Origin of the sequence: Streptomyces sp. BK239 (assembly GCF_004217285.1) — a bacterium.
Classification (GTDB): domain Bacteria; phylum Actinomycetota; class Actinomycetes; order Streptomycetales; family Streptomycetaceae; genus Streptomyces.
The window spans coordinates 528841-542391 of the sequence record NZ_SHKS01000003.1; the positions used below are offsets into that span (position 1 = coordinate 528841).

The following is a 13551-nucleotide window of genomic DNA, read 5'->3' on the forward strand; positions in this document are numbered from 1 at the left end:
GGAACAAGCGAGTGGGCCGACCCTTCGGGGTCGGCCCACTCGCTTGTTTCACGTGAAACATCAGCCGTCTGTGTGACGGCCTGTCGTTCACTCGGCGATGAAGTCCTCGAGGTCGCGGACGATCGCGGCCTTCGGCTTGGCGCCGACGATGGTCTTGGCGACCTCGCCGTTCTGGTAGACGTTCAGCGTCGGGATGGACATCACGCCGTACTTGGCAGCCGTACCGGGGTTCTCGTCGATGTTGAGCTTGACGACCTGGATCTTGTCGCCGTACTCGGCGGCGATCGCCTCGAGGGACGGAGCAATCTGGCGGCACGGACCACACCAGGCGGCCCAGAAGTCCACCAGGACAGGCTTGTCGCTCTTGAGGACGTCCTGCTCGAAGGTGTCGTCGGTCACGTTCTTGAGGTCGGCCACGGCGGGCTCCTTTAACTGATGTGTGCGGTGGGGCGGTGGGGAGGTCAGACGGCGGCGGTCTTCTCGGGCTCGGCCTGCTCCTCGTCCGTAAGGGCTGCGAGGAAGCGCTCGGCGTCCAGAGCGGCGGAACAGCCGGTGCCGGCCGCGGTGATCGCCTGGCGGTAGGTGTGGTCGACCACGTCACCGGCGGCGAAGACACCGGTCACGTTCGTGCGGGTGGAGGGCGCGGCGACCTTCAGGTAACCCTCTTCGTCCAGGTCGAGCTGGCCCTTGAAGAGCTCGGTGCGCGGGTCGTGGCCGATCGCGATGAACAGGCCGGTGACCGGCAGGTCGGAGAGCTCGCCGGTCTTGAGGTTGCGCAGCTTCAGGCCGGCCAGCTTCGGGTCGCCCTGGATCTCCGCGACCTCACTGTCCCAGACGAACTTGATCTTCGGGTCGGCGAAGGCGCGCTCCTGCATCGCCTTGGAGGCGCGCAGGGTGTCCCGGCGGTGGACGATCGTCACGGACTTGGCGAAGCGGGAGAGGAAGGTGGCCTCCTCCATCGCGGTGTCGCCGCCGCCGATCACGGCGATGTCCTGGTCCTTGAAGAAGAAGCCGTCACAGGTGGCGCACCACGAGACACCGCGGCCCGAGAGCGCGTCCTCGTTGGGCAGGCCCAGCTTGCGGTGCTGCGAGCCGGTGGCCACGATGACGGCCTTGGCCCGGTGGATAGTGCCCGAGGTGTCCGTGACGGTCTTGATCTCTCCGGAGAGGTCGACGGAGACGATGTCGTCGGGGATCAGCTCGGCACCGAACCGCTCGGACTGGGCACGCATGTTGTCCATGAGCTCGGGGCCCATGATGCCGTCCTGGAAGCCGGGGAAGTTCTCCACCTCGGTGGTGTTCATCAGCGCGCCGCCCGCTGTGACGGCACCCTCGAACACCAGCGGCTTCAGCGACGCGCGCGCGGTGTACAGGGCCGCCGTGTAGCCGGCGGGCCCGGAGCCGATGATGATCACGTTACGGACGTCGCTCACGGCTTGATTCCTCGTCTCTGGACTGCGTCGGTCGAGCGGTGGGAGCCTCTCTGAACTCTCACCCCACCCAACGGATCCTAAGGGGCGTGCATTCCCGGTGTGGCCGGGCACACGGAGGGCCGACACGGTAGGGGATACCACGCATGACGCGGACAAAGCCTGATCGGTCAGGGCCGTGTGTAGGAGTCCTTCAAGAGGATCTTGGCCGCGCCGACCGACGGGTCCTTCCGGCAGGTCGCATCCATGAGGTAGGCGGTGACCCGGGTGCCGTCCGAGGCGTCCGGCAGTACCACGAGCAGAGCCTCTTTCCCCTGGTAAGTGCCTTCCTCAAGGGCGAGGGCGGAGTCGCTCCGGCCGATGCCCTGCTGTACGCATGCAGGGACCGTGGGCTGGTGGAAAACCCGAGGGCTGTTGACGCCGGGCTCGTCCTGGACGCCCATGCTGTGCGGAGTCCGCGAGCCCTGGGAGCCGGCGAGGAGATTCGTCACCTGCTGCTCCAGCTTGCTCGCGGAGAAGGTGTCCGCGGCGGTTGTCCTCTGTTCTTGTGGCGCGCTGCCCGGCCCCTCGGTCCCCGTGAGGGCCGGGACCAGGATCGCGCCGAGTCCCACGGCTGCGGCGAGGGCGGCGCCGAGTAGGACTGCCTTACGGCGCCCGGCCCGCTTGCGTTCTTTGCGGCCCGGGCCGGTGCCGGTGGAGCTGGCGTGCCCGGCGGGCCGGGAGGGCGATGTTTCACGTGAAACTCGCGTGACGCCTTCGTGGAGAGTGGTCGTGTCCGGCTCCGACTGGCGTCCGGCGTTCAGCGACGTCTCCCCGGCGAGCGCGGCCTCGATGCGGTGGGCCACATCGTCCGGCATGGCCGGAGGTGCGGGCAGCGTTCCCAGCAGACCGCGGATCTCGTCGAGCGACGCCTCGACCTCCGCGCAGAGTTCGCACGCGTCCAGATGGCGGCGGAGATCGGCGCTGCGGGAGGGGGACAGCAGACCCTCGGCGAGGTCGGAGATCTCCGCGACATCCGGGTGCCCGGCCGTGTCCGTCGATGTCACGTTCGCCCACCTCCGCCCTTCACAGCAGCTGAATCGCCGTTCCCGGCGCTGTCCGGACCCTCGCCGCGAGTGTCCGCTGCCGGTGGGACGGATGTCCCCTGCGCCCGGTTCCGTCCCGCCTCCGTTTCTCTGTCGCGCCCGGATCTCTCGGGCCGCAGGTGAGTGAGGAGCGGCAACAGCCTGGCTCTGCCGCGGGCGCACCGGCTCTTCACCGTGCCGGTCGGCACGTCGAGCACGCGGGCGGCTTCGGCGACGGGGTAGCCCTGCATGTCCACCAGGACGAGGGCGGCGCGCTGGTCGGGCGGAAGGGTGCCGAGGGCTTCGAGGAGCTGGCGGTGCAGATCGTTGCGCTCGGCGGGGGCGGAGGCCGACTCGTGGGGCTCCAGCAACTGCTCCAGGCGCTCGGTGTCGTCGACCGGAGAGGTCTTGCGGGAGGCCGCCTTGCGGGCCCGGTCCAGACAGGCGTTCACGGTGATGCGGTGCAGCCAGGTCGTGACGGCCGACTGGCCGCGGAACGTGTGAGCGGCCCGGTAGGCGGAGACAAGGGCGTCCTGGACCGCGTCAGCGGCCTCTTCCCGGTCGCCGAGCGTCCGCAGGGCCACTGCCCACAGCCGGTCCCGGTGCCGTCGCACGATCTCAGCGAAGGCGTCGGGGTCGCCCTTCACATGGCGGGCGAGGAGGTCTTGATCGCTGACGCCGTCGAACCCGGCGGCTTCCCCCATCGGACCACCTCCCCCTCCATGAGACCTCAGCCTGTGAACTTCACATCCGTGATGGCCTGCTTGTAGCCGGCCTGACTGAATTCGTCCGGGCCCGACTTGGGCACCGCGGTGATCCAGACCAGAACGTACCGCGTCTGCACCGGCGTTTTGGCGGAGATCTTCAGTTTTTCGCCCGAGGTCGTCGCGTCGGCGATCTTCTTCATGGAGCCGAGCGACGCCGAAGACGACAGAGAGTCGGCCGCGTACAGCGAGGCCGAGGTCCGGTCACCGCCGTAGTAGAGCCCTATGTCAGCGGCGGACACGCTCTGCTTCGACCCGAGGTCGTACACGAGGCCCACGCCTTCCTTGAAGGGCGCCAGCACCGGACCTCCGGTGTAGGAGTACGTACGCCAGTAAGTGGAGCTGTCGCCGTCGTAGGTGAGCTTCGCGTCCTCGGCGTGCTGGGGCTTGCCGTCCGGGTAGTACTCGGCGGCGTCCTTGATGTCGAGCGTCCGGACGGGCTTCGGCGCGGGAGTGCCCTTGTCGCCGCCGTCCGTCGTCTGCGTCTGGTCGGTGTCCTCGGACTTGTTGTCATGGTCCATCAGCGCGTCCGCGAGCTGCCAGCTGCCGAGACCCAGGGCCGCGATGAGCAGAGCGGAGACCGCCCACTTCAGGGCCCTTCCGGTGCGGCTCTGGAGCGGGGGCGGCAGTGCGGTCACAGCCTGGGTGGCGCCCGGGTGCGGCGCGGGGCGACCGTAGGCCCCCTGCTGGTACGTCGTGCGCTGGTAGTCCGGCGGCGCGGTGAACGAGGGCTCCGGCGGGCGGATGCGGGGCATCTCGCCGATCGCCTTCACCAGCTCCTCCGGCGTGGTGCACGCCGCCTCGTGCCGGGACGCGGTCGCGCCGTCGTTGGCGAAGGCACGCATCGCGAGCTCCGACAGACCCCGGTGGACGCCGGCCCGCACCTGGTCGGGGGCGATGAGCCCGACGTCCTTGGGCAGCCCGGACAGGCCGAAGGCGTCGTCCTCGTAGGGCCAGCGCTGGGTGAGCGCCGCGTACAGCAGAGCGCCGATCGCCTCGGTGTCGGTGCGCTGAGGACTGTCGGAGGAGACGCCCCGCAGCGCGGCGTTCACGGCGAGACCCCGGATACGCCACTGGCCCGTGGAGGTGCGCAGCACGGCGTTGGGGTTCAGCCGCAGATGGGCCAGGCCCTCGCGGTGCGCGGCGGCCATGGCGGAGGAGATCTGGCTGACCATCTGGTAGGCGTCGTGCGGCTCCAGCGGCCCGGAGGCGAGGAGCGTGGTCAGCTCGACGGCGTCGGGCAGCCACTCGTGGACGACGTAGACGAGGGCGTTCTCCTCCACCGCGTCCAGCACCTGGACGAAGCGGGGATCGCCGAGCAGCGCGGAGGAGCGAGCCGCCGCCAGCACGGAACGGGCCCGGGTGTGGTTCGCGGGCAGGACGTGCACGCCGACGGCACGCCGGAGCTTCTCGTCGACCGCGCGCCAGCTGCTGAACCCGTCCAGGCGGGTGACGCAGTCCTCGAGACGGTAGCGTCTGGCGAGTTTGTGGCCGCTGTGCAGCTCCAGCGGTGAGGCCTCCTCGGGACGCTCCGCCCCGTCGCTTTCCTGTGCCTCGTCCCTGTCCGTGTCCCGCTCCCGGTTCTTGGCCACCCCGTCGGCCGTGGACTGGTCCGCCTGCGCGGTCAGCGGCTCGTCACCGCTGTTGTCTGCCACGTCGACGGCAGCCGTAGTCCGTTCCGCCACCGTCGTTCCTGCCTCCCCATTCATTGCGCGCCGTGCGACCTCGTGCGCGCCGTCAGACGCCGAACCCAATTGTGCCCACAGTCCGACGCTATGCACGACACGCGGCGGCGGACGATGGTTGTGCGCCTACCCCCGGCCTCAGCGCCCAAGGCGTCCGCGCACCATGCCGACGAGGGAGTTGAGCTCCTCGATGCGCATGCGTCGGGCCGCGACGAAGAAGACGACGAGCAGGACGGCCCCGCCGGCCAGCAGCGAGGCGAGGGAGCCGAGGACGCCCTTGCCGAGCGTCTGGATGATCCCATAGCAGGCTGCTCCGCTGAGCAGCGCCGCCGGAACGGAGGCCAGGCTGAGCCTGGTGTACGTCCGCAGCACGCGTCCGCCGTCCAGGTCGCCGCCCAGCCGCTTGCGCAGTCGGCGCCAGGCGACGCCGACGCCGGTGACGTAGGCGAGGCCGTAAGAGGCGGCCATGCCGACCACCGCCCAGCGGGCGGGCAGCACCAGGAAGCAGACCGCCGAGGCGCCCGCGTTCACCGCGGCGACGATGACCGTGTTGTAGAAGGGGGTGCGGGTGTCTTCATACGCATAGAACGCGCGCAGGACGACGTACTGCACGGAGTACGGGATCAGGCCGATGCCGAAGGCCATGAGCATGTAGCCCATGTTGGTGGCCGCGCCGGTCCCGGAGGAGCCGAAGATCAGGGTGCACATCGGGATGCCGAGGGCGATGAAGCCGAAGGCGATGGGCACGATCGCGACGGCGGTGGTGCGCAGGCCCTGGGAGATGTCGTCCCGGACGGCGCCCGCGTCGTCCTCAGCCGCAGAGCGCGAGATGCGGGGCAGCAGGGCGGCCATCAGCGAGACGGTGATGATGGCCTGCGGGAGGCCCCAGATCAGCTGAGCGTTGGCGTAGGCGCTGAAACCGGTGCCGTCGATCTTGGTCTCGGTGACGGAGGCGGTGGCGAGCTGGGTGACGACGAGTGCCCCGGCCTGGTTGGCCAGCACGAAGAGGATCGTCCACTTGGCGAGCATGGCGGCCTTGCCCAGGCCGTGCCCCCTCCAGTCGAACCGCAGCCTGATCCGGAAGCCGGTCTCCCGCAGGTACGGGATCATCGCGAGAGCCTGCACGACGAGTCCGAGGAGGACGCCGACACCCAGCAGCCGCACGCCCTCTGCGGGGATGGTCTCGACCTGCATCCGGGAGTCGGCCGCGCTGCCGTAGACCCAGAGAAACGCGCCGAGCGTCACGATGATGACGATGTTGTTCAGGACCGGAGTCCACATCATCGCGCCGAACCGGCCGCGGGCGTTGAGGATCTGGCCCATCACCACGTGGATGCCCATGAAGAAGATGGACGGCAGGAAGTAACGGGTGAAGGTGACCGCGGTCGCGTTGGCCTCGGGGTTGGAGGCCAACGGGGTCGACAGCGCGCTGACGAGCAGAGGCGCGGCGAACATGGCGAGCGCGGTCAGGGCGGCCAGCGCCACCATGACCAGGGTCAGCAGACGGTTGGCGTACGCCTCTCCGCCGTCGTCGTCCTCCTTCATGGCGCGGACGAGCTGGGGCACGAACACAGAGTTGAGCCCGCCACCGACGGTCAGGATGTAGATCATCGTCGGCAGCTGGTAGGCCACCTGGAACGATTCGCCCAACAGGCCGAGGCCGAGCGCCGACACGATCATCGCCGACCGGATGAACCCGGTGAGGCGCGAGACCATCGTGCCCGCCGCCATCACCGCGCTGGACTTCAGCAGTCCCGCGGCGCGGCCGCCCTTCTTTCCGGCCGGGGCGGCCGGGGCGGGCGGCGGGGCCGCGGCGGGGGTGGCGGTGAGGTTCATGGTCTCCTCGACCGCGAGCGACGGTTCCGCCGCTGCCGGCGCGGGAGGAGTCGCCGGTCCGGAGCCGCCCGGAGCCGCTGCCGGCCCGGGGACCGCCGGAGAGTCCGTGAACGGGCGGGCGCCGCTCTGCTGCTGGTCGCGGAAGAGATGCGCGAACGCGTCGGGTTCGTGCCTTTCCTCGCCGGAGTGGGTGACCAGGTCGTCCACTCCCACGAACTGCGTGGTGCGGGGGTCGTCACCGTACGGCAGGTACTGGGTGGCACTCGCGGGTTCGGGAGCCGGCGTCTGGGCCCACACGCGGGGGTCGGGTGCGTACGGGGACTGCTGCGGCTGCCCGTACAACGGCTGCTGCGGCTCGTGGGCGCCGGGCGGCGGCGGGGGGTGGGCGGCGCGGTCGTAGAGCGCCTCGGCCACCGGATCCTGCGCGCTGAGGTCCTGGGAGCGGTACGGGTCCTGGTCGAAGGCGTCCTGAAGGTACATGTCCGCGGGGTGCTGCGGCGGCACCTGGCCGTGCTCGGGCGGCGGGCCCTCGGGGTGACCCGAGCTGCCCGCGGCCTGGCCGCGGTCACCGTCGTACGGCGCGTTCATGGTTACCCCACCTCATCGTCCCGGGCCGACCGGCCACGACATCCTCAACGGTCCACTCTCTCACCCGTCCCGGACGGGTCGGTGCTTTCCGCTGCGGTGTCCAGCGTCCCGTCACTCGGCTGCACCGGGTCGTCCGCCCCGGACCGTACACCCGTCTCATCGGCCTCAAGGTCTCCCGGAACGGCCGGGCTGCCGGGCTCCTCGGGGGCTTCTTCCCCGTCGCGTGCGTCCTCCTCGGCCTCCCGGGCCGCGGCGCGCTTGCGCTGGGTGTACATGCGGAAGCCGGCCAGCACCAGCAGCAGCACACCGCCGCCGATGACCAGCATGACGGTCGGCGTGATCTCGGTGACCCGCACGTCGAACCTGACGGGGGCGCCGTACTGCCGGCCGTCCTCGGTGTAGAGCTGCGCGACCACGGACGTCTTGCCGTTCACGTTGGCGGACGTGGTGAACTTCACCGTCGTGCTGTGCCCGCCGGAGACCTCGACGCGCTGCTCGGAGTAGTCGTCGCCGACGATCTCCAGACGCGTCGCGTTGGTGGACGTGAGCCGCAGCACCAGGTGGTCGACGCCCTGCACCAGGTTGTTCTGCACCGTCACGGGGATGGTGGCGCTGCGCCCGGAGAGCTTGGTCTCCGACTTCTGGATCAGCTTGACCTGGCTGGTGAGCGTGGTCAGGTAGGTCTGCACGTCCTTGCGGAAGGTGCGGGCCGCCGTGGGCCGGCCCCGCCATGACGTGGCCATCTCGCGGTTGATCGCGCGCCCGAAGGGCGTCACCACCCGCGACTCGTCGGTGAGGATCAGCTCGAAGTTGTCGAGCTTGGCCTGGGTGGCCGCCATCCGCTCGAAGGCGGAGCGGGGCAGTTCCTGTTTGCGCAGCGCGGTGGGGTACTTGGACTGTGCCGGAACCCTGGTGGTGGCGGCCGGATCGGGCTTGGCCGAGGCCGCCGCCGTCAGCTGCTGGGGCTGGGACCAGGTGCCGCTCTGCAGCGCGGTCACCGCTTCCGCCATCGCCTGCGCCTGGCTCGCGCTCGGCATGCGGGGCGGGGCGACGACGATGCTGCGCTGCTTTCCCGTCTGCAGACTCAGCGCGAGGCTCTGCGCGAGGAATCTCTGCACGGCGAGCGTGGACGTGGAGGCCCGCGTGAGATCGCCCTGGAACGCCGTCGACAGCGCTGCGTCCGCGACGACCGCCGTGGTGCCGCCTCCGATCGGCCGGGCGGCGGAAGGGGTGTACGTCAGGCCGTTGGTCTCCCGCAGGCTGTCGCTGCGGGCGATCACCTTGTCGGCGCCGGCGGAGGTGGCGACCTTCACGATCGACGGGTCGACGGCTCCCTCCGCGGGCCAGGCGAAGTCCGTGCTCGGAGTCACGTGGAGCACGGTCTCCACCGTGGTGGCCGCGACATCGGTGGCCGCCTTGAGCTGGTTCAGCGAGCCGCTGACGCCTGTGCCGTCGTGCGCGAGGGAGGCCAGGTCGGGGTCGCCGAAGGGAAGGGCGACGACTTCCTTGCCCTGCACCGCGTCCTGCAACTCGGCGAGCCACCGCTTGGCGATCGCCTGGTGGGTGCCGGCCATGGGGGCGTCCAAGCCGTTCTGCACGTTGTAGCGGTCCGCCATGGCGTCGACGGACGCCAGCAGGTCGGGGTCGATCACCCAGGTGACGTCGAGGGACTTGCCCAGACTCACGAGCTGGTCGAGCCGGCCGCCGGGAGAGATCTCCTTGGCGAGGTCGTCGTCGAGGAAGACCGGAGTCTGCTGTTCGTCGGAACCGGTCTGAGCGGTCATGTGGACGGAGGAGATCAACGGCCACAGCACGGTCGTCCGGGTCGGGGTGGCGGCGTCCTCGGGGTGCCAGGGCAGGAACGTCCGCTGGACGCCCAGGACCTGCCCCCACGGCCGCGCGGCGGTCTCGCCCGAGAGGGAGACGCTCAGCGGGTACACCCCGTCGGCCTTGAGCTTGAGCGCGGCGACCGGCACCGAGATGCTGAACGGTTCGGCGACGCCGGGGGTCAGCCGGTCGAACTCGGCGACGTACTTACCGCCCACCGCGGCTCCGGCGTCCGCGCCGGCGAGTTCGTCGGAGCGGCCGGCGGTGGTGTCGACGGCCGAGCGTGTCGCCAGCGGGGACCCGACCCGCAGATCGACCTGGGCTTCGGTGACCGCCTGCTTGCCGTTGTTGGTCACGGTGCCGGACACGGTCACCGTGTCGTCGGCGGTGGGTGCGCCGGGTGTGAGCGAGTCCACGGCGACAGCGACCGATCCGGCGCCGGAGGCGTCCTTCACGGAGTCCTGTGCGGCCGCGTGTGCGGCGGGAGCGGACAGCTGGAGAAGACCGGCCAGCAGAGGCGCCGCCGCGAGCAGTGCTCCGGTGCGGCGCAGCCACCGGCGGGCAGGTGAGGGAGTCGTCCCCGGGAAGTCTGCCGCCTCGGCCACGTGCTCGTCCGTCCCTCGTCGTCAGTGGTCGTCAGTGGTCGTCGGAAAGTGCGTCCACGCATGGTAACGATGCGCGCTGAGGGGAAGTGCCGCGGACCGCTCCACAAGATCGGGAAGAACGGGCGGGCGTCCGCTGTGCGTATAAGGGAGAGAGGTGGGAGTGTACGCCGGGGAAGCCGACCTTGCGCCGGTCCGAGCGAGTTGTCCCGCGCCGTAATGCGGGCGCTTCGGGCTCGCCCGGCCACGTACCCTCTTCTGTTGTGCCGAACGCCAACGAAGACAACCTCAGTGCCCTGAGCCAGGTGCAGCACCGCGCGGTCGACGAGCTGCTGCGGGTCGCCCCTGTGGCCGACGATCTCGCCCGCCGCTTCCGGGAGGCCGGGTTCTCCCTCGCCCTGGTCGGCGGATCGGTGCGGGACGCGTTGCTCGGCCGGCTCGGCAACGACCTCGACTTCACGACGGACGCCCGCCCCGAGGACGTTCTCAAGATCGTCCGGCCCTGGGCGGACGCCGTCTGGGAGGTCGGGATCGCCTTCGGCACCGTCGGGGCGCAGAAGAACGCCCGCGTCGGGGACGTCGAGCGAAGCTTCCAGATCGAGGTGACCACCTACCGGTCGGAGGCGTACGACCGCACCTCCCGTAAGCCGGAGGTGTCCTACGGGGACTCCATCGAGGAGGACCTGGTCCGCCGCGACTTCACCGTGAACGCGATGGCGGTCGCGCTTCCCGAGAAGGAGTTCATCGACCCTCACGGCGGCATCGGCGACCTCGCGGCGGGCGTGCTGCGTACCCCGGGCACTCCCGAGGCGTCCTTCTCGGACGACCCCCTGCGCATGATGCGCGCCGCCCGCTTCGCCGCCCAGCTCGACTTCGAGGTCGCCCCTGAGGTCGTCACGGCGATGAAGGAGATGTCAGGCCGTCTGGAGATCGTCTCCGCGGAGCGGGTCCGGGAGGAGTTGAACAAGCTCATCCTGTCCGCACATCCCCGCAAGGGTCTGACCCTGCTGGCGGAGACCGGACTCGCCGAGCACGTCCTGCCCGAGCTGCCCGCGCTGCGGCTGGAGAGTGACGAGCACCACCGGCACAAGGACGTCTACGAGCACACCCTGATCGTCCTGGAACAGGCGATCGCGCTGGAGGAGAACGGTCCCGACCTCACCCTCCGGCTGGCGGCGCTCCTGCATGACATCGGTAAGCCGCGCACCCGTCGTTTCGAGAAGGACGGCCGGGTCTCGTTCCACCACCACGAGGTGGTCGGGGCGAAGATGACGAAGAAGCGCATGACCGCGCTGAAGTACTCCAACGAGCTGGTGAAGGACGTCTCACGTCTGGTCGAACTCCACCTGCGCTTCCACGGGTACGGCACCGGGGAGTGGACGGACTCCGCGGTGCGGCGCTATGTGCGGGACGCGGGGCCGCTGCTCGACCGTCTCCACAAGCTGACGCGCTCGGACTGCACCACCCGCAACAAGCGCAAGGCGACGGCGCTCTCGCGGGCGTACGACGGGCTGGAGGAGCGAATCGCCCAGCTGCAGGAGCAGGAGGAGCTGGACGCGATCCGTCCGGACCTGGACGGCAACCAGATCATGGAGATCCTCGGCGTCGGGCCTGGCCCGGTCATCGGCAACGCGTACAAGCACCTGCTGGAGCTGCGGCTGGAGAACGGGCCCATGGAGCGGGACGCCGCGGTGGCTGCGCTCAAGGAGTGGTGGGCCGAGCAGAGCTGACAGCAGGGAGCGGGGGTGTGTTTCACGTGAAACACACCCCCGCTCCACAGACGGACGGGGCGGTGTTTCACGTGAAACACCGCCCCTTTGCGCTGACGCGCTCTCCGCAGTACTTCTCTACTTCTTCGTTTCCGCGAGGCAGAGAACGACGTCGTGGCCGCCGCCGGACTGGATGTAGGAGATCGTCCAGTCCTTGGTGACGGACTCGCACTTCTTGTCGTCGCTCGTGCCGTCGAACTTCTCGACGACCTTGAACTGCGCGTCGCCCGAGGAGCAGTCGACCTCGTTGAGGTCGGGCGAGGATTCGTTGCCCTCGTTGTGCAGGCAGGCGCCGACCGAGGTCGTCTCCGCGTCCGTCGAGGTCGCCCACCAGCCGATGCCCCACTTGACGACACCGATGACGACGGCGACGACGATGAAGCCGAGGACGCGCGCCACCTTCTTGCCCGCCTTCTTCTGCGGCGCCGGCGGGGGCAGCGGCGCACCCTGGTCGGGGACGGGGGCGTAGGGACCGGGAGTGCCCTGGGCGGGAACCCCCGGCAGGCCGGACTGCTGCACCGTGGGGTCGGTGGGAGCCTGGGCGTACGGGTTCTGGCCCTGAGGCGGCGGCGTGGTCATGGTGGGTTGTCCCCCCTGGAACATGGGCGCGCTTGGCGCAAAATAAGACCCACGTAAGTTACCGGGCGCCACAGGCCACTTTGCTCTTCCTAGATCAGTCTGTGGCGTTGATGTGACCCTGACGTGCGAGCAAAGCGGGCCATAGTCACCGCAACCACTCCGTAGATCAAGGACACCGTGATCACGAGGGCCGCCGAGCGTCCGTCCGGCGGCAGCATCAGCGCGGCCACCCCCGCGGCGCCCACGAAGGAGACGTTGAAGAGCACGTCGTACACGGAAAAGATCCGGCCACGGAAGCCGTCGTCGACCGAGGACTGCACGATCGTGTCCGTCGCGATCTTCGCGCCCTGGGTGGTCAGCCCCAGGACGAAGGTCGCGGCCAGCAGAGGGACCGTGGCGAAGGGGAGGCCCAGGGCGGGTTCCAGTACCGCCGCGGCGCCCGCGCACACGACGATCCAGCGTCCGGGCCCGAGCCGCCCCACAGCCCCCGGCGTCACGACGGCCGCGGCGAAGAAGCCGGCGCCGGAGACGCCCAGGGCCAGCCCCAGCAGGGCGAGGCCGTCGCCGGTGTCGGAGGTCAGGGCGTAACGGCAGAGCATCAGCAGCATGACCAGCAGGGCGCCGTAGCAGAACCGCATCAGCGTCATCGCGCCGAGCGCCATCGCCGCTCCCCGGCGGCGCGGTTCGGCGAGGTGACGCACACCGGCCGCCAGGTCGCGGGCGGTCCAGGCGAGCGCCGAGGCGAATCGCGGTTGCACCGTTGCGATGTCCGGTCCGAGCAGGTCCCGTGTCATGCGCAGTGCGGCGAGCGCCCCGCACAGATACAGAGCGGCGCCCAGCAGGACGACGACCGCGTCGGAGTCCGCGACCGCCAGCCGTACGACGAACGCGAGACCCCCGCCCGCGGTCGCCGCGAGGGTCCCGGCCGTCGGGGAGAGGGAGTTGGCCATCACCAGGCGCTCGGCGTCGACGACCCGGGGCAGCGCCGCGGAGAGACCGGCGAGGACGAAGCGGTTGACCGCGGTGACGCACAGGGCGGAGACGTAGAACAGCCAGTCGGGAACGGGCGCGATCATCAGGACGGCGGTCGCCGACGCCAGCAGGGCGCGCAGCAGGTTGCCGTAGAGGAAGACCTGCCGGCGGCGCCAGCGGTCCAGCAGGACGCCGGCGAAGGGGCCGACCAGGGAGTACGGCAGCAACAGCACCGCCATCGCCGAGGCGATCGCCGCGGCTGAGGTCTGTTTCTCCGGTGAGAAGACGACGTACGCCGCCAGCGCGACCTGGTAGACGCCGTCGGCGCACTGCGAGAGCAGCCGCACGGCGAGCAGGCGCCGGAAGTTGCCGAATCGCAGCAGGAGGCGCAGATCACGGACGACGGGCATGGGGCACAGCCTCACATACGGAGAG

The 13551-nt window shown here is 70.1% G+C and carries 10 protein-coding genes; 1 reads left to right on the forward strand and 9 read right to left on the reverse strand.

What is annotated here, in order from left to right; genetic code table 11:
* Positions 1–87 precede the first annotated feature (87 nt).
* From trxA to EV567_RS12430, 7 genes are all read right to left on the reverse strand, one after another.
* Positions 88–417 (reverse strand): thioredoxin, encoded by a 330-nt coding sequence (gene trxA, locus EV567_RS12400; protein ID WP_130439154.1) that lies wholly within the window; start codon positions 415–417, stop codon positions 88–90.
* 44 nt (positions 418–461) lie between these two features.
* On the reverse strand, positions 462–1433 hold the full coding sequence (gene trxB / locus EV567_RS12405; protein WP_130439156.1) for a thioredoxin-disulfide reductase: 972 nt from the start codon (positions 1431–1433) through the stop codon (positions 462–464).
* Positions 1434–1600: 167 nt separating this feature from the next.
* Entirely contained in the window at positions 1601–2476 is an 876-nt protein-coding gene (locus tag EV567_RS12410) for an anti-sigma factor (protein WP_130439158.1), read from the reverse strand.
* Positions 2473–3198 (reverse strand): RNA polymerase sigma factor SigM, encoded by a 726-nt coding sequence (gene sigM / locus EV567_RS12415; protein ID WP_130439160.1) that lies wholly within the window; start codon positions 3196–3198, stop codon positions 2473–2475. The genes EV567_RS12410 and sigM overlap by 4 nt, the downstream gene beginning before the upstream one ends.
* Positions 3199–3224: 26 nt before the next feature.
* Positions 3225–4943 (reverse strand): protein kinase family protein, encoded by a 1719-nt coding sequence (locus tag EV567_RS12420; protein ID WP_130439162.1) that lies wholly within the window; start codon positions 4941–4943, stop codon positions 3225–3227.
* Positions 4944–5081: 138 nt separating this feature from the next.
* Positions 5082–7367, reverse strand: a complete 2286-nt coding sequence (murJ, locus tag EV567_RS12425; protein ID WP_130439164.1) for a murein biosynthesis integral membrane protein MurJ — start codon at positions 7365–7367, stop codon at positions 5082–5084.
* 44 nt (positions 7368–7411) lie between these two features.
* The gene (locus EV567_RS12430; protein WP_130439166.1) at positions 7412–9799 is read right to left on the reverse strand and encodes a DUF6049 family protein; all 2388 of its coding nucleotides are present in this window, start codon (positions 9797–9799) and stop codon (positions 7412–7414) included.
* Between the two features lie 260 nt (positions 9800–10059).
* Here EV567_RS12430 and EV567_RS12435 point away from each other — a divergent pair, with 260 nt between their 5' ends.
* A complete protein-coding gene (locus EV567_RS12435) occupies positions 10060–11526 on the forward strand; it encodes a CCA tRNA nucleotidyltransferase (protein WP_130439168.1) in 1467 nt (488 codons plus the stop codon).
* A 117-nt stretch (positions 11527–11643) separates the two neighbouring features.
* Here EV567_RS12435 and EV567_RS12440 read toward each other — a convergent pair whose 3' ends face one another.
* Together EV567_RS12440 and EV567_RS12445 are read right to left on the reverse strand one after the other, a co-directional pair.
* Positions 11644–12144 (reverse strand): hypothetical protein, encoded by a 501-nt coding sequence (locus EV567_RS12440; RefSeq protein ID WP_130439170.1) that lies wholly within the window; start codon positions 12142–12144, stop codon positions 11644–11646.
* An 89-nt stretch (positions 12145–12233) separates the two neighbouring features.
* Complete coding sequence (locus EV567_RS12445; protein ID WP_130439172.1) at positions 12234–13526, reverse strand: MFS transporter; 1293 nt, start codon at positions 13524–13526, stop codon at positions 12234–12236.
* Between the last annotated feature and the right edge of the window lie 25 nt (positions 13527–13551).